The 17,701-nt window shown below is 65.8% G+C and carries 7 protein-coding genes; 5 read left to right on the top strand and 2 right to left on the bottom strand.

Features of this window, described 5'->3' with window-relative positions:
• Positions 1-345: 345 nt before the first annotated feature.
• Positions 346-834 (bottom strand): GNAT family N-acetyltransferase, encoded by a 489-nt coding sequence (locus EJ357_RS47535; protein ID WP_228472866.1) that lies wholly within the window; start codon positions 832-834, stop codon positions 346-348.
• Between the two features lie 461 nt (positions 835-1,295).
• On the opposite strand from EJ357_RS47535, the gene EJ357_RS47540 reads away from it, so the two are divergent.
• Genes EJ357_RS47540 through EJ357_RS47550 form a run of 3 tightly spaced genes read left to right on the top strand, consistent with a single transcriptional unit; the run spans position 1,296 to position 5,375 of the window.
• Positions 1,296-3,527 (top strand): YcaO-like family protein, encoded by a 2,232-nt coding sequence (locus EJ357_RS47540; protein ID WP_228473255.1) that lies wholly within the window; start codon positions 1,296-1,298, stop codon positions 3,525-3,527.
• Positions 3,528-3,558: 31 nt separating this feature from the next.
• A complete protein-coding gene (locus EJ357_RS47545) occupies positions 3,559-4,119 on the top strand; it encodes a flavodoxin family protein (protein WP_228472867.1) in 561 nt (186 codons plus the stop codon).
• Positions 4,116-5,375, top strand: a complete 1,260-nt coding sequence (locus EJ357_RS47550; protein WP_126387511.1) for an MFS transporter — start codon at positions 4,116-4,118, stop codon at positions 5,373-5,375. The genes EJ357_RS47545 and EJ357_RS47550 overlap by 4 nt, the downstream gene beginning before the upstream one ends.
• A 94-nt stretch (positions 5,376-5,469) precedes the next feature.
• Here EJ357_RS47550 and EJ357_RS47555 read toward each other — a convergent pair whose 3' ends face one another.
• The gene (locus tag EJ357_RS47555) at positions 5,470-5,985 is read right to left on the bottom strand and encodes a hypothetical protein (RefSeq protein ID WP_228472868.1); all 516 of its coding nucleotides are present in this window, start codon (positions 5,983-5,985) and stop codon (positions 5,470-5,472) included.
• Between the two features lie 735 nt (positions 5,986-6,720).
• Between EJ357_RS47555 and EJ357_RS47560 the strand changes: the two genes are divergently transcribed.
• Complete coding sequence (locus EJ357_RS47560; RefSeq protein WP_228472869.1) at positions 6,721-10,557, top strand: LamG-like jellyroll fold domain-containing protein; 3,837 nt, start codon at positions 6,721-6,723, stop codon at positions 10,555-10,557.
• Positions 10,558-10,680: 123 nt separating this feature from the next.
• Positions 10,681-17,697, top strand: coding sequence for a polymorphic toxin-type HINT domain-containing protein (locus EJ357_RS47565; protein ID WP_126387509.1), 7,017 nt, complete (start codon positions 10,681-10,683; stop codon positions 17,695-17,697).
• Positions 17,698-17,701: the final 4 nt, after the last annotated feature.

The raw sequence follows: 17,701 nt of genomic DNA on the forward strand, positions 1-17,701 counted from the left end.
GCAGTAGTGATCCTCGCACCCCAGACGGAGTCCCGTTGACCGTGGTGCGATACGCCGGGGCAGGCCGCGCAATCTACCCGAATACCGCCAGGGCCATCACCCGGCAGGGCAGGGCCTTCAAAGCTTTCCGCAAGCAAGAAGCCCTCTCAGAACCTGTCGGGGCCCCGAGAGGGCTTCCGCGCCCCTGGGATCGGTGTGAACAGGGCCGCATAGCAGCCCTTGCATCCCCTCTCTCGGCTGGCCACTTACAGGAGATGGGGGCCGGGTTCTGCGCACCGCAACCGCCCGCCCGCGACTTCTTCCTGTGCCGGGGCCGCGGTAAGGCCGCTTCCGCAGGCGCGTTGTCTACAGGGGGCGAGCGGCCGTTGTGGCGTGGTCGGTGAAGCCGTGGCGCGCATAGAAGCGACGGGCTCCCTCGTTGGCGACGTAGGCCGTGACTTCCGCGCGCTCAGCCCCACGCTCCTTGGCCCAAGTGAGGAACTGCTCGACGAGTTGGGCACCGACGCCAGACCCGCGATGGTCGGGACTCACCCACATGGCAGTGAGGGTGGCGATGGGGAAGGTGGTCATGGGCGAGGGCTGGGCGAGGGTGCCAGTCAGGTAGGCGACAGCGCTTCCGTTCTGGCTGTCAGCGGTGAGGATGAGCCGATCCGGATCGTGCAGACCGGTGGCGAAGCGGTCCGGCCCGTATTCGCGCGGCCAGTTGGTGTTAATAGCCGAGTCGCGGCTGCCGGCGTCCTCTGCAAAGAGCGCGGCAGCACATTCGACGAGATTCGGAATGTCCTTTTCGATGGCGGTTCGCACCACGATGGGGTGAGCCTGGTATGTCGTCACGACACGCATCGTATCGCAGGAGACTTCCCGGAATGCGAAATTAAGCGGAACTCTAAACTCCGGAATGCGTGCATGCGCCAGGCGTGACGCAAGTAATCATCGGTAATGGGTGATCTTCGCCACAGCGAATTTCCTCTGTAACAACAAGGTCTCCCTGTGTTAGCTTCAAGAAGTCAGCAGTCGGGAGCGCTCCCATTCGGGGCGGATATCCCGACTTACGTTTGCGATTTGAGGAGCCTCAAATGGTGAAGACCTACGGCGAGCGTGACGACCTCTCGACCCGCGCCCCGGCCAACAACAACGTGGCCCCGGCGCCCACGGTTCGCTGGGCCTGAAGCTGAGGCCTTGCTGAACACGCTGAATTCTCAGCGGTAGCGAATGGGGTCGTTTCCATCCTCTGGAAGCGGCCCCATTCCGCGCACTCTGTTAGGTTTCACGGAAGGGCCACTTTCTTGACCGACGTGATCGCAGCCGAGGTAGACGTCCTTGAGGTGACGGCAGACCAGTCCTTACTGGTCACCCCCCACGGCGCCAAATTCATGCTCTCCACACCCGCACCGCTTCTCCGCGAATGGCTGGAGCTGCTGGACGGTAGTCGGTCACTGGAGGAGGCTCTGAAGTCCGCCCCGGAAGGCTACGACGAGATCGCTGCCGTGCTGCAGGAGGCGGGATGCCTACGCCCGGTACAGAACGGCGTGCTGGAGCGATGGGCCTATCGCATGGCGGATCCGGAAGCACCCTCGGTGCCGCTGGAGCGCGTGCGACTGGCGGTCACTGGAACAGAACAACTGCGGTCAGAGGCCGGCCCCCTGCTGAATCAGTTCCGCACGTACGAGAACGTGACGGCGGCCCAACTCCCCGAGTGGGCCGCCGACGCCCGCAGAGCAAGCCAGGTGCCGGTACTCCTCGCACTCTTCGACACCCCAGCTCACGCCCAACTGCTCGCACTGAACGAAACATGCGAAGCCGAGCGCATCCCGTGGCTGTCGCTCAGGTTCGAACTGGGGCAGGGTCTGATCGGCCCAGGAATCTGGCCAGGGCGGGGAGTAGACATGCGCGACGTCCTGGACCGCCGGCGGTCGGCCGCGGTCCAGGAGGACGTCTTCGACGCCCTGGCCCGTGACGAGGCTTCCATCCTGACGCGCACTACGCCATCCGAACTGCAGTGGATGCTGGCACAAGTCGCGACGCGTCTCCAGCGGTGGCTCATGGGGCTCATGCGCCCCGACCTGTATGAGTCGGAGCTGGAAATGAACCCTCTCTACCTCACCGTGCAGCACCACGAAATCATTCGCATGCCTCACCGACCCTACGCCGATGCCGACTACACTCCGCCACCCAAGTCCGTCGTAGGCCGAGAGACCGGCATCGTCACACGGGTCAAGCCCTGGGGAGCCCGGCAGGGCAACCCATCCAAGCTGCACACCTGCACGGTGGACGTGGCTCGCGTACGACGCGTCATGGAACTCTCCGCTGACCCGGCCGCGTTCGGCACGTCGTGGGAGTCCGCCGAAGCGGCACAACAGGCGGCGGTCGGCGAGGCCATCGAGCGCTACAGCGGCAACTACGTGGACCCCGCAAGGCTGGTGCACGGCTCCTACGCCTCGCTCACCGCCCGCGGGCTGAACGCACTCAGCCCTGCCTCGCTGGTGCTGTACTCCGAGACCCAGCACGCGACCCCCGGCTTCCCCTTCCCACGCTTCACCACCGAATCCGAATGCGCCTGGGTCAAAGGCTGGTCCCACACGAAGAACGCCGAGATCTACGTGCCGGCGTTCCTGGCGTACGTGGCCTGGCACGAGCACCCCGAACGAGTGAAGCACGACGAGCCGCTGTACGCCTATCCGAACCTGGCAGGCATTGCAGCCGGGCCCTCGAAGGACTTCGCGCTGATGTCGGGCCTGGAAGAGGTCATCGAGCGTGACGCGTCGATGGTCTGGTGGCACAACGCCAAGGCATTGCCCGCCATGCCGGATCGGCCCGAGCTGCAGGACCTGATCGCTGACCGGGCCGATGAGCTCCTGCCCCGGTACGTGCACCTGGACAACGAGTTCGGCGTTCCCGTCATGGCCTGCATCCTCGACTCGACCGTGAACGACACAGTGGTCATCGGCTTCGCAGCCCGCGACACCCCTCTGGCGGCGGCCAAGAAGGCCCTAGCCGAGGCGATCACCTTGCAGGGCAACGCCGCCTTCACACTGGACGCGGAAGAGCTCGCGGCTGAGATAGCAGCCGGCGCGCTGAACGGCCACAACCTCAAGCCCCACAGAGCCGACCGGCGCTATCTCGACAGCTACCGCCCAGACTTCCGGGACGTTGTTGACCTGCAATGCCAGGGCCAGGTGAACCTCGACCCGCGAGCCCGGGAACGCATTGCCCCGTGGACGGCCGATTTGCCTCAGGGCGACTGGGCCTCCCTGCCCTCACTGCCAGCGCGTTCCTTCGAGTTGTACCTCGAGCGGATTGCCGCCAGAGAGCTGGACGTCATCAGCGTGGATGTCACCACCGCCGATGTGGCACCCTGCGGCTTCCACGTGGCCCGAGTCCTGGTCCCAGGCCTCACCTCGAACTTCCCCGCCGCGTTCCCACAGCTTGGACGAGGCCGCGTGCAGCAGGCGGCCGTCACCCTGGGCTGGCACAGCGAGCCCACGCCCGAGGACGAGCTGAACTACTTCCCCCTCCCGCACGTGTAGAGCCGGAGCAGCAGTGAGCACACTCATATCCGTGGTCTATGACTCGCGTGGCGGCAAGACCCACCGAATGGCCAGCGCGATCGCTGACGGAGCGGAGAAACAAGGCGCGCAGGTCCACCTGATCAGGGTTGCGTCACTGAACGAGCACCAATGGGAGTTGATGGCAGCTTCGAACGGTGTGATCTTCGGGTCACCCACCTACATCGGAGGTCCCACCGCCAGCTTCGTCGCCTTCGCCGAAGAAACCGCCGGCCGGCAGATGACCTCCCACTGGACTGACACCCTGGCCAGCGGGTTCACCACGGGGGCAGCCATGGCCGGCGGCAAGCTGCACACCTTGAACTACATGCTCGCTCTTGCCATGCAGCACTCGATGATCTGGGCCGGGCAGTCACTGCCCGCGGGGTGGAACACCTCCACCAGCAGCCCGGACGACGCCAACAGACTCGGCTACCGGCTAGGCACAGCAGCTCAGGCGAACATCGATCAGGGCCCCGAAGGCCTGCTCGACAGCGACCTGGCCACTGCGACGGAACACGGACGACGCGTGGCCGAACTGGCCACCCGCATGCGACAAGGAGCCCAGGCGTGAACGCCGCGCTATGGAGAGACCGCCTGGGATTCCCGGACACCGCCCGGCGCAAACGGCTCGTCGTCACCGCCGCAGTCGACAGTCTCGGCACCGGTCTGTTCCTGCCGCTCAGCGTCCTCTACTTCGTCAACGTCGCCGGCATGGACGTCGCCGAGGTGGGACTCGCCCTGTCCATCGGCGCCGGCATCGCCCTGCTGGGCGGCCCTCACACCGGCACTCTCATCGACCGCATCGGCCCCGGCCAGATGGCCGCACTGTCCTGCCTCCTACGGACCGCAGCCTTCCTCGCCTACCTCGGCGTCGACCAGTTCTGGCAGATCATCGCCATCTCAGCAGTCGTGCTCTGGGGCGACAACGCATTCTGGCCAGCCAACTCAGCCATGATCATCGCGCTGTGCGGGCGAGAACAACGAGCCCGCTGGTACGCCCTCGGACGTACTGTCCGCTCCGTCGGCACAGGCCTCGGCGCGGCCCTGTCCGGAGTGATCGTGGCAACAGGCAGTGAAGGCACACGAATAGTGGTCTTGCTCAACGCGCTGTCCTTCGCGGTCGTGGCAGTGCTCCTCTACACATGGCGAGAAGCACGTGTAACCACGACAACCTCCGGCCAAGAAACGGAAGATGGCGAAGACAGCGCAGAAAAGCGAGCCGGACTGCGAAACGTACTGGCCGACCGGCCTTTCCTGCTCGTCGTGGCTTCCAACGCCCTGCTGGCCGTATGCGCCATGTCCCTGATCGTGCTGCTACCTCTGTCTGCAAACAGCCTCGCACCCGACGCCGTCTGGTTGCCCGGCCTGCTCTTCGCAGTCAACGGCGGACTACTCATGCTGGCCCAAGGCCCCGCCGTCCGGCGTATCGAAGCGAGTAGCCCCTCCCGGATGCTGCAAGCATCGATCGCCCTCTACGCCGCCGGTTTCGCCACCTTCATGATCACTCCAGACATCGGCGGCCTGATACCCATCCTGGCCATGACAGCTGCCGTGACGCTCTACACCGCCGGTGAACTGATCCACCCTCCCACCAGCGTGATCCTCGTGACAGACATGGCACGCGCTGACCTCCTCGGCCGATACCTGAGCGTCAATCAGCTCTCCTGGAGCGTGAGCCACGTAATCACGCCCGCCGCGCTGGCAGGTCTCTTCGCCTGGAACGCCCGTCTGCCCTGGCTCGTGCTGCTGGCCACCTGCGCGGCAACCTCGGGCCTGCTGGTACTTGCCACCCGCAACCTTCAACCGAAGGAAGCTGTATCGGCATAGAAGCGGCAGGGCACGAGAACGTCACCGGGGGACTTTTGGGTGGCTGTGTCTCGGTGCCGTCCTCGATGCGGCAGCCAGGGGCGCAAAGCCGCGGTCAGGAGGTGGAAGCCGCTTGCAGAGCGGCTTCCACCTTCTTCACCTGCCGGGCGACCAGGTACTCCGGCAGCACCGGCATGAGAGCAGCCTTCTTCTGCTTGGGCAGTGTGCTGCCAAACGTCTCGTTGAATTTGAACACGGCGAGGACATCCCCGATGCGCACCAGTCCGTACGCCGTGTGGTTGTCGATCCCCTTCGAGGAGAAGCCCATGTTCACCCTGAGCGACTCGTCACCTGGCTCCAGCGGTTCTCCAAGCGAGAGCTTCGCGTGCAACGAGTTTCCCAACACGGTTTTGTAGACCACCGACGGACAGTCCTGAAGCGACTTCTCAACCGCTGCGAGCACCCGTTTGGCCCCACCTGCGGGATAGCTCGTCAGCGCCACCGATCTAACCCCTACGGTGTTCGTCGGGTCGCTCAGGTACAACCGTGTATAGGCGGATGCGCCTTCTGCCCAGCCGTGTAGGAGCACCCTGAGCGCGGGCAGGCAGACCTCCGGCTTGGCGATGGTCACCCCCGCCTTCATGTCCGTTGGTGTTTCGCTGCTCAGACCTACGCCGTAGCGTCCCGATTCCCTCTCGGTCAGTCTCGCGGCTTCCAGTTCCCTCTGACTGAGTGAGCGCGCTTCAGGGGTGGCACTGGGGCTCGGACTGGAAGCCTGCGACGAGCACCCGCTCACTGCGGACACGGCAAGGACTAGCACCGCGGCTGCTGCACGGCTTCTTCGCCGACCAAGCCCGACGGGCTCACAGCCCGTGCGCGAACTACGAAACATCCCAGCCCCTCCCCGAACAATCCGGCCGAGAGCATAAGGCAGTCGCCGGACCTCGCATGCTTGTGGGGTGCCGCAGAATCGGCGCGAGCGCTGAGAGCGCGGGGGTTGAGCGCCGCTGCGGCCTTCTGCGTGACCTGACGCGACACGCCTCCCGCCCCATAGACGACTGCCTCGGGGCGGGCCTAGTGGTCTGTCCTGGATTCAGCAACTCCGAACAACGCCTTTGGCCAATGCCCCACCGCGTAGAGCGAGTTACAGCTGTGTCGGGATTCGGCGAAGTCCTGTCGATGCCTGTCCTGCCCCTCGCACATGGCTGCCTTTGGGCGAGTCGTGTCTCTGCGTTCTGGTCGTTACCTGCGGGAAGCCGCAGCTCAGGTTCTTGACATATGCAGAACACGTCTGGATAGGGTGCCTCCACTTTGATCATCTTGTGACTCCGGGGTGGGGATGCTGTGGAGTCGGGGGAGGCATGGGATGAGTGTGTCCATGTGGCGCCGCAGCATCGGTAAAACGTTCTTGACAGCGGTCGCGGTGGCCGTCGTGGGCGGTGTGCTGCCACCCAGCGCTGCGGCTCATGCCGTAACGGCCAACGCCGCAGCTGTACAGGACGCTGGGCAGGCTTCGGATGCCATTCCCGCGGAGGCTGAAACCGCGTCCACCCTCGCTGCCCAATCGGGGGAGCCGGTGGAGGTGCCGTTCGAGCGGACCGAGTATTCCCAGGTCTTCGCCCAGCCGGACGGCAGCTTCAAGCTGACGCAGTCGACCACCCCGCAGCATGCGAGGGCGTCGGACGGGTCGTGGAAGCCGGTCGACGTCACGCTGGCGAAGCGCGCCGATGGCCGCATTGCGCCGAAGAGCGCTGTCGTGGACCTTTCCTTCTCCGGCAAGGGCACCGGTTCCGACATGATCCGGATCGGGTACCGCAACGGGCACATGCTCACCCTGGGTTGGGGCCGTTCATTGCCCGAGCCGGTTCTGGAAGGCGATACGGCCACTTACCGTGAGGTGCTTCCCGGAGTCGATCTGCGTCTGACGGCGACGGCGGAGTCCTATCGCGAAGTTCTTGTCGTCAAGACACCGGAGGCCGCGGCCAGCCCGGAGTTGGACAAGGTGCTTTTCAGCGTCGACAGCGAGGGCCTGGAGGTCACGTCCACCATCAACGGCGGCCTGGCCGCGGCGAACGATGACGGGGTGGAGATATTCACCGGCCCGCCCGGCCGGATGTGGGACTCCGCAGGCGAGGCTCAAGCCGCGGGTGCTCAGCCCATGATGGGCGCGAGTACGGCTGCAGACGAGAGTCAGACCCCGGGTGAGGGCGGGGCAGAGGAGCCAGACCCGGCCGCCGGTCCGGGTGACGGCGACGCCTCGGCGGTCATGCCCGTGCAGGTCGCAGACGACAGCATCGCTGTCGTGCCGGACACCGATGTGCTGGAGGGTGCCCAGACGGTCTATCCGGTCTACATCGACCCCGCCGTCGGGATCGGGCACACATACCGCGCGGTGCTGTCCTCCGACGGCGACAGCTACTGGATGTTCGACGGGGCCGGCTACGGCATCGGCCGGTGCGGCTACAACTCGCAGGGCACCTGCACCACCGGTGCCTGGTACACGAACCGGATGTACTTCCAGTTCAACTCCGCGAGCGCCCTGCGCGGCAAGTACGTGCTCGACGCGACCTTCCGCGCCTATGAGACCTGGTCGTTCGACTGCAACCCGGCCTGGGTGGACCTGGAGCGCACCGACGGCATTTCCTCGGGCAGCAACTGGCCCGGGCCCGGAGGACCCAAGGCGGACAACAGCTGGGACCAGATGGGCGACCAATACGTCTCGGCCGGCCGCGGCACCGCGTGCTCCCCTGAGCAGCCGAACGCGTGGATCGAGTTCAACGACAACCCGAACGAGCCGGACGAGAACCTGAAGTCCACGGTGCGGAACTTCGCGGACGGCAAGATCGACAATCTGACGCTGATGCTGAAGGCGAAGGACGAGTCGGATGTCACCGCCTGGAAGCGCTTCGACGACAACGCCGAGTTGCAGGTGGACTTCGCTTACCAGCCCGGGGTGCCGACCCGCTACGGCCTGTGGCCGGGCAACCCCGGCGGCGACCCGGACGACGTGCAGTGCGCCACCTCCTCATCGAACCCCATCATCGTGACCCGGGCCGAGCCGTACGTGCAGGCGGCAGTGCAGACCAAGGTCGAGCACAACGCCGGAAGCTCCGAGGGATCGCTCCAGGCCGAGTGGGTGATGGAGCGCCAGCACTCCGGCACCTGGGTAGGCAGCTGGAGTGCCCACAAGCCCGACACCGGCTGGGATCCCGACGGCACCGTGGAGACCGCGAAGGTCTCCCCGCGAGCTGACAAGACGCTGTACCGGGTCAAGGCACGTACGCAGTCGCACTGGACCTATGACGGCAAGTCCGGGGATCTGTTCTCCTCGTACACGCCCTGGTGCTACTTCAAGGTCGACCTCGAGCGGCCGAAGCCCCCCGTGGTCACTGCCGTGGACGGCGGCATCTACACCCTGTGCGTCACGGAGGACTGCGCTGCGCAGGGCGGTCCAGGCATCCAGGGCAAGTTGCACTTCGCCCAGAACGCTGCAGACAGCGACGTCGTCAAGTACGAGTGGATGCTGCCCGGCATGACCAAGACCGACTTCGCCACGGGCGCGAGTGTGGATGAGCCCGTCACTCCCTTGGTCGCCGGCCGCCAGACCCTGCAGGTGCGCGGCTGGGATTCCGGCGGCTCGGGCGAATGGGCCCACGTCAAGATCAAGGTGCAGGCCGCAACCGGCGCGATCGGCCGCTGGCACTTCGACGACTACGCAGCCGGCTCACTCGAGAAGCTCGCCCGGGACACCGCCACCGAGGGCACCGTGCGGCACGACGCCACCATGTACACCGAAGGCACCGGGTTTTCCTCGCTGGCGCGCCGCGGCGGCGGTACCGACGGTACCGACCGGTCGCTGTGGCTGGACAGCACTGACCCGGCCAAGCAGCAGGGCTATGCGGCCACCTCCACACCACCGATCAACACCGGCGACTCCTTCACCGTTTCGACGTGGGCGTATCTCACCGACGCATCGGCCAACAGGGTGGTCATGGCCCAGCCCGGCACCAATGCGAACGCGTTCGCCCTGTACTACTCGACCGCCTACAACGCCTGGGTGTTCAACCGCACCGACCAGGACAAGACCAGCCCTGTGTTCATCCGCTCCCTTGCCGAGGAGGAACCTCAGCTGAAGGTCTGGACGCATCTGGCCGGCGTGTTCAAGACCGAAGGCGATGACGGCCTTGCGGACACCGACCCGACCAACGACACCATCCAGCTGTTCGTCAACGGCCGGCCCCAGGGCCAGCCGGTCAAGCTGGCCAGTGCGGCCTCCACCTACCAGCCTTGGTCAGCCTCCGGAGGCTTGCAGTGGGCCCGCTCGGTCAAGTCTGGTGTCGGAGGGGAGTTCTTCCGTGGGCGACTCGACGAGACAGCCGTGTGGCAGCAGGCACTGACCGAACCCCTGATACGTGCCGAAGGCGAGCTGAAGGAGAACGAGGCTGCGGCCACCGAGCTGGTGGCGCACTGGGACGCCACCAAATCGACGGGTACCACCCTGGCGGAGACGACCGGTTACCCCATTACCGGCATGGCCCTGGCAGGGAGCGCGCAATTCGCAGAGACCCCGCAGCTGCTCACGCTGAACGGCACCACCAGCTATGCCTCCACCAGCGGGCCGGCGGTCGACGAAACCGGCTCCTTCACCGTCAGCGCCCTGGCCCGGGCGGACTCGGCCAAACTGGTCGGCAAGGCGGACGGCTACACCGTCACCATCGCGAGCCAGAAGATCGGCAACGAAGCGTCCTGGGCCCTGAAGCTGGTCAAGCTGGCCGACGACATCGACCGCGACAACAAGCCTGAATGCCTATGGCGCTTTGAGCGCACCAAGGTCGACGCGAACGGAAACAAGGCTTCCGCGACGCAGGTGTCGGCCATCGCGGTGGCGGTGCTGGACGAACTCGTCCACGTCACAGGGGTGTACAACGCCGCTGAGTCATTCGCGGACGGCGATGCAACCCGGTTCGGCAAGCTCCACCTGTTCGTCGGCGCTGACGACCAACAGGATGACTCCACCGAGCCCAACTTCGCCGACCCGCAGCAGGGCACCGGTGAACTCGCCATCGGCCGGAGCCACACCAGCGGGGCGCCCGGCGAGTACCTGCCCGGGGCAGTACAGCAACTGCGGATCTGGGCCGGGGCGATGGAAAGCCGCCAGATCGCCGAGCGGGTCCTCGGCGAACCGGCCACAACCACCGGCTAGCCGGATCCTCATGGGCGGCCGCCGAGACCGGCACGCCGCCCACCTCAGCAAGCAGGGCAACGACGCGGATTCAGACGTGCACCTTGGTGCGGGTCAGACGATGACGATGGGCGGAACAAGGCCATGAAGGCTGCACACCGAGCAGGGCGGCGACGCTGGATGGGCCGGGCGGCTGCCGTATTGGCGCTGGCCATGGTGCCGAGCCTGCTGGGGCCCACCGAGTTCCAGGCCGAGGCCAAGGACAAGGGACTCGGCCGCCCGAAACTGCCCGCGCCGCGGGAAGCCGATCTGCGCCCGCTCAAGGCCAAGCCGGACAAGAAGAGCGCCGCCGCGTTGAAGAAGGCGGAAGCCGCCGACAAGGCCGCGGCACGGCGTGCCCGTGACGAACAGGCGGCCAAGCCTGTGTGGCCCACGCCCGGATCCGTCACCATGGACGTGCCCGCCACCGGCACCGCTCGTGCCAAGGCAGGTTCCCTGCCTGTCACCATCGCAGCCCCCAAGAAAAAGCACGCCAAGGCAGCCGATGAGGTAACCGTTACGGTCCTGGACCGCAAAAAGGCCAAAGCCGCAGGCGTCGACGGGGTGATGCTCACCGTCACCGGCAACGCCACCGGAGCCGCCCGACTGGCCGTGGACTACCGCAAGTTCGCGGTAGGCGGCGCCGACTTCGCCGGTCGGCTCCGCCTGGTTCAGCTGCCTGCCTGCGCACTGACCAAACCCCACAAGCGTGCCTGCCGAATCCAAAAGGAACTGCCCTCCACCAACAATCGCCGCACGGCACGGGTGACCGGGGACATCACCGTGCCCAAGCCGGCCACCACCCCCACGCCCGACCGGCCCGCTGCTGAGCAGACGACACAGCCGCGCCAGATGGCCTTGCTGGCCGTCACCGCAGGGGCCAGCTCCGGACTGGGCAACTACAAGGCCACCCCGCTTGCGGCATCGTCCGCGTGGCAGGCCGGCGGCTCCTCCGGCTCCTTCTCCTGGAGCCACCCGCTCACCATCCCCGCCCCCGCGGCCGGCCCGGAGCCAGATCTGGCCATCTCCTACGACTCCAGCAGCGTGGACGGGCGCACCGCCAACACCAACAACCAAAGCTCCATGGTCGGAGAAGGCTTCGACATCACCTCCTCCTACGTCGAGCGCAAGTACCACTCCTGTGACGACGACGGCGAGACCGGCAAGTACGACCTGTGCTGGAAGTACACCAACGCCTCACTCGTGCTCAACGGCAAGGCCTCGGAACTGGTCAAGGACGACACCAGCGGCGAGTGGCGGCTGAAGAACGACGACGCCTCCAAGGTCGAGCTCCTGCTGGACACCACCCTCGGCAACGGCGACGGCAACGGCGAACACTGGCGCATCACCACCGGCGAGGGCACCAAGTACACCTTCGGCCTGCACAAGCTGCCCGGCGCTCCGTCCGGCGAGCGCACCAACTCGGTCTGGACCGTCCCCGTCTTCGGCGACGACCAGGGCGAGCCCGGCTGGGGGAACTCCACCACCTTCGGCGGACGAGCGGTGACCCAGGCATGGCGGTGGAACCTCGACATGGTCGAGGACACCCGCGGCAACGCCATGACCTACTGGTACGCCCAGGAGAAGAACTTCTACGCCAAGAACGGCGTCGACACACCGGGCACCGAATACGTCCGCGGCGGCTACCTGAAGGAGATCCGCTACGGCCAGCGCGCCGACGCACTGTTCACCGGCACCCCGGCCGCCTCGAACAAGGTCACCTTCAACGTCGCCGAGCGCTGCCTGGCCGCATCTCCCGGCTGCAACACCCTGGATGAGGCGCACCGCACCAACTGGCCCGACGTACCCTACGACGCCATCTGCAAGACCGGCGACGCCTGCACCGGCCAGACCAGCCCCACCTTCTTCACCCGAAACCGGCTCACCAGCGTCGACACCTACTTCTGGAACACCAAGCTCACCACCCCCGCCTTCGACCAGGTCGACTCCTACCGGCTCAAGCACCTCTACCTCGACCCCGGTGAGGTCGGTGACTCCTCGGACCAGTCGCTGTGGCTGGACGAACTCCAGCGCGTCGGCACCTACGGCACCGACATCGAGCTGCCGGCCCTGAAGTTCGGCCACGAGATGTTCACCAACCGTGTCGACGGCAAGGCCGACAACATCCTGCCGCTGGGCAAGCCACGCCTTGCCACCATCGTCTCCGAGACCGGCCAGCAGACCACGATCAACTACATGCCGGCCGAGTGCACCGCCGCCATGACCAAACCGGCCGAGGACAACAACACCAAGCGCTGCTACCCGATCTACTGGTCCCCCAACGGCGGCTCCGTCCCGCAGCTCGACTGGTTCCAGAAGTACCCCGTCTCCGACGTCCGCCTCACCTCCGTCTACGGCGGCACCCTGGCCGTCAACCACCACTACGACTACTCCGGTGGCGGCGCCTGGCACTACAACGACGACCCCATGACGCCGCAGAAGGAGCGCACCTGGTCCATCTGGCGCGGCTACGGAAAGGTCACCCACACTGTCGGCGACGACACCGGGCCGAAGTCCAAGGACGTCACCGTCTACCTGCGCGGCATGCACGCCGATAAGCAGAAGGACGGCTCCACACGCACCGTTGAGGTCTCCGGGATCAAAGCCGCACCCATCGACGACCTCGACCAGTACGCCGGCTTCACCCGTGAACAGGTCACCTACGACGGCGCCGACGAGATCTCCGGAAAGATCAACGACCCCTGGTCGAAGAAGACCGCCACCCAACACAAGTCCTACGCCGACACCGAGTCCTACTACGTCCGCACCGAAGCCAGCCACGCCCGCACCCGGGTGACCTCCGGCATCACCGCCACCGACAAGACCCGCACCACGCAGACGACGTACGACGACTACGGCATGCCCGTGACCGTGGAGGACTCCGCCACCGAGGCCTCGGGCGACGAGGTGTGCACCCGCACCTGGTACGCCCGCAACGCCACCGCCGGACTCACCGCCTTGGTCTCCCGCCAGCAGGTGGTCGCCAAGAAATGCACCGTCGCGACAAGCCAGTTGGACCTACCGGCCAACGACGCCCGTCCCGGCGACGTGATCGGCGACACCGCCACGTCCTACGACACGACCACATGGTCGGCGGACCAGGTGCCGACCAAGGGCGAAGTCCGCTGGATCGGCCGCGTCAATGGCTACGACGCCTCGGACAATCCGATCTGGCAGAAGGTCACCGAGACCACGTACGACACCCTCGGGCGCGCGACCCTGGTCACGAACAACGTGGGCAGCCGTACCCGCACCACGTACGTCCCGTCGACTGCCGGCCCTTTGACCCAGATGGACGTCTACAACGACAAGGACCACAAGACCGTCACGGTCATGGACGCCAGCCGCGGCCTTCCCCTGAAGACAACCGACCCCAACAACAGGATCACCGAACAGAGCTATGACAGCCTCGGCCGACTGACCGAGGTGTGGCTGGCCAACCGCTCCCACGTCCTGGGCCAGGGCGGCAACTACAAGTTCGGCTACAGCATCTCCAACACCGAACCCTCGTGGCTCTCCACCTCAGTCCTCGGCAAAACCCAGTACAACACCAGCTACGAGATCTACGACGCGCTCCAGCGGCCGCGCCAGACCCAGGCTCCCTCTCCGCGCGGTGGCCGGATCGTCAACGAGACCCTCTACGACGACCGCGGCCTGGCAGTCGAATCCAACGCAGACCTGTGGGAAAGTGCCACCGCCCCGTCCGGCGAACTGGTCGCCACCGCGGGCGGCTCCGCTCCGCTGCACACCGACACCAGCTACGACGCCACCGGACGCCCGACCCAAGTGGTGACCAAGACCTACAGCACCACCCGCTGGACCACCACCACCAGCTACACCGGAGACTCCGCCACCACCACCGCGCCCGCCGGAGGCAAAGCCGTCACCCTGCTGAGCAACCTGCTCGGACAGGTCACAGAGAGCCGCGAATACCCCAACCCCACACCGACCGGTACACCGGCCATCACCGCCTTCACCTACGCTCCCGGCGGCCAGACCAAGACCGTCACCGGCCCGGACACCAAGCAGTGGTCCTACGGCTACGACCTCAAGGGCCGCCGCACCACCGCCACGGACCCGGACAGCGGCACCACCAAGTCGACGTACACCAGCCTTGACCTGCTGGACAACACCACCGACGCCGAGGACAGGAAGCTGCTCTACGGCTACGACTCCCTCGGCCGCAAGACAGGCCTGTGGCAGACCGACAAGACCGACGCCAACAAGCTCGCAGCCTGGACCTACGACACCGTCGCCAACGGTAAGGGCTACCTGGATTCAGCCACCCGCTACGTCGGCGGCACCACCGGCAAGGCCTACGCCCAGAAGGTCACCGCCTACAACAGCCTCTACCAGCCCCTGTCCACCCAGCTGCAGCTGCCCGCAGCCGCCGATGAACCCCTCGTCGCCGCAGGAGTCCCCCAGACCCTGGACTTCGCCACTGCCTACAACGTCGACGGCACCATCCAGTACACCCGCGAGCCCGCCGTCGCAGGCCTGCCCGCCACCGGCACCCAGACCTACGAACAAATCGACTACACCTACAACACCCTCGGCATGCTCAACACCGCCAAGGGAGTCACCGGTTACCTGCTCGGCACCACCTACACCACCATGGGCCTGCTGGAGCAACAGACCCTCGGCAGCGACTCCGCCGGCAAGAAGGTGTACGTCGCCAACCAGTACGAAGACGGCACCCGCCGTCTCAAGGAGTCGGACGTCACCACCGACACCCACAGCTACATGCTGCAGGACCTGAAGTACACCCACGACGACGCCGGCAACATCACCGCCATCTCCGACACCGCCACCTGGCAAGGAACCTCCCAGGCCGACCACCAATGCTTCGCCTACGACGGCCACCGCCGCCTCACCGAAGCCTGGACACCCAAAACCGCCGACTGCTCCACCACCGGCCGCACCACCTCCAACCTGGGCGGAGCCGCCCCATACTGGTTCAGCTACACCTACAACAGCGCCGGCCAGCGCAAGACCCAAACGCAGCACGGCGCTTCCGGAGACACCGCCGTCACCTACACCTACGGCACCGACACCGGACAGCCGCATCCGCTGACCAAGACCGAGACGACCGTCCCGGGAAGCTCCACCCCGACCACCGAAACGTACAAATACGACAAGGCCGGCAACACCACCAGTCGGCCCGGCACGCAGGCAACCCAGACGCTGAGCTGGAACAGTGAAGGCAAACTCGCCCAAGCCAGCGAGCCCGCCGCCGAAACCAAGCCCGCCACCAGCACGCAGTACCTCTACGGCCCGGACGGACAGCTCCTGATCCGCCGAGCCGCCACAACCGACGGCGAGACGGTCCTGTACCTCGGCAGCACCGAGGTGAAACTCACCGTCTCCAACAGCGGGGCGAACAAGGCCCTCTCAGGCACCCGCTACTACGCAGGCGGCGCCGTACGAACGGCCGACGCAGGAACCACCAGCCTCTCCTTCCAGGCCGGCGACCACCACGGCACCATGAGCCTGACCGTCAAGGACAACACAGCCCAGCCCGCCACCCGCCGCTACCTCACCCCCTTCGGAGCCCCCCGCGGCAACGAACCGTCCACCTGGCCCGACGACAAGGCATTCCTCGGCAAACCCGCCGACGACACAACCGGGCTCACCCACATAGGGGCCCGCGAATACGACCCCACCCTTGGCCAGTTCCTCAGCGTCGACCCCTTGCTGGAAACCGACAAACCTCAGACCCTCAACGGCTACAGCTACGGCGCTCAGAACCCCGTCACCCACTCCGACCCCACCGGCCTGGGCCTCGCCTGCGGCCGAGACACCGGCTCGCCGGAAGAATGCGGAACCGGTGTCGTCACCCACGGCGACGGCTCCCTCTCCAAGGACGGCAACCCGACAGGCGGAGGAGTCGCCCCCGGCTACGCCGGCACCAACCAATCCAGCGGCACGAACGGCGGCAACAACAAGGGCAGCACGAAGCAGCCCGAACTCGTTCCCGGCGTGGAGATCCCCACCGAGGAATACCTCCGCAACATCGGTTACGACCCGTTCGGGAACCAGACCTACAGCCAGCTCCTCGTCCGATGGGCCGAGAACCTGTGCTACCAGAACTCGGGAAGCCCCGAGTGCAACGCAGCCCACCAACTCGGCTGGATCAGACCCTCAGGCGACTTCCTCGAACTCATCGGCGTACGAGACGCCATCCGCTGCGCGCAGGGGAGCGTCAGCGGCTGCGTGTGGACGGTGGCTGGGCTTCTGCCTGTGGGGAAACTCGCCAAAGCGGCAAATCTCATCAAGAAGGGCGACACGGAGGCCGCCCGAGCGCTGGCCTGTCTCAGGCCGAGTAGCTTCCTGCCAGGCACCCAAGTACTCATGGCCGACGGCTCGACCAAGGAAATTGAGGATCTGCGGATCGGTGACCAAGTCTTGGCGACGGATCCTTGGACAGGGGAGACCTCACCACAGAAGGTGACCGCTGAACTCCTCAGCGAGGGCTTTAAAAACCTGGTAAAGATCACCGTTCAGGAAGAGACGGACGACAAGCAGACGCTTACTGCCACAGAAAACCACCCCTTCTGGGTCGTTAACGCAGGCCAGTGGGTCGACGCTGGCGACCTGAAGCTCGGCCAGTGGCTCCGCACATCAGCCGGCACTCTTGTTCAGGTCAAGGCCATCCAGCGCTGGACTCAGAGCGCACGCGTACACAACCTGACCATCGCTGGCCTGCATACGTACTACGTACTCGCGGGTTCTCACCCTGTACTCGTACACAATGCAGGAAGCGTTGGAGCGTGCCCGGAATCAGGAATTGACCACGGAGCCCTAGGGGCATTTGCGACGGCGGACCGGCTGGCTGCCGAGGGGTATCAGAACATCACAAAAGAGGTTCGATTCCTTGACAGTAATGGCGATGTATTCATCGCTGACTTCATAGCAAGGCGACCGGATGGTGCGTGGGTAGCGGTCGAGGTAAAGACTAATACCGGCCCTCTCACGCCCAACCAGTCGACCGGCTACCCTGAACTCACGACTACTGGCGCAGTGCTCCAGTCGAGCAAATTGAAGCAATATGGTTTCAAGAAGGGTGATAAGGTCCGGATGGAAACCGTGGAAATCGATCACTGGCTCTGCCCGGACTGCTGATGAG

The sequence above is a fragment of the Streptomyces cyaneochromogenes genome (genome assembly GCF_003963535.1).
GTDB lineage: Bacteria > Actinomycetota > Actinomycetes > Streptomycetales > Streptomycetaceae > Streptomyces > Streptomyces shaanxiensis.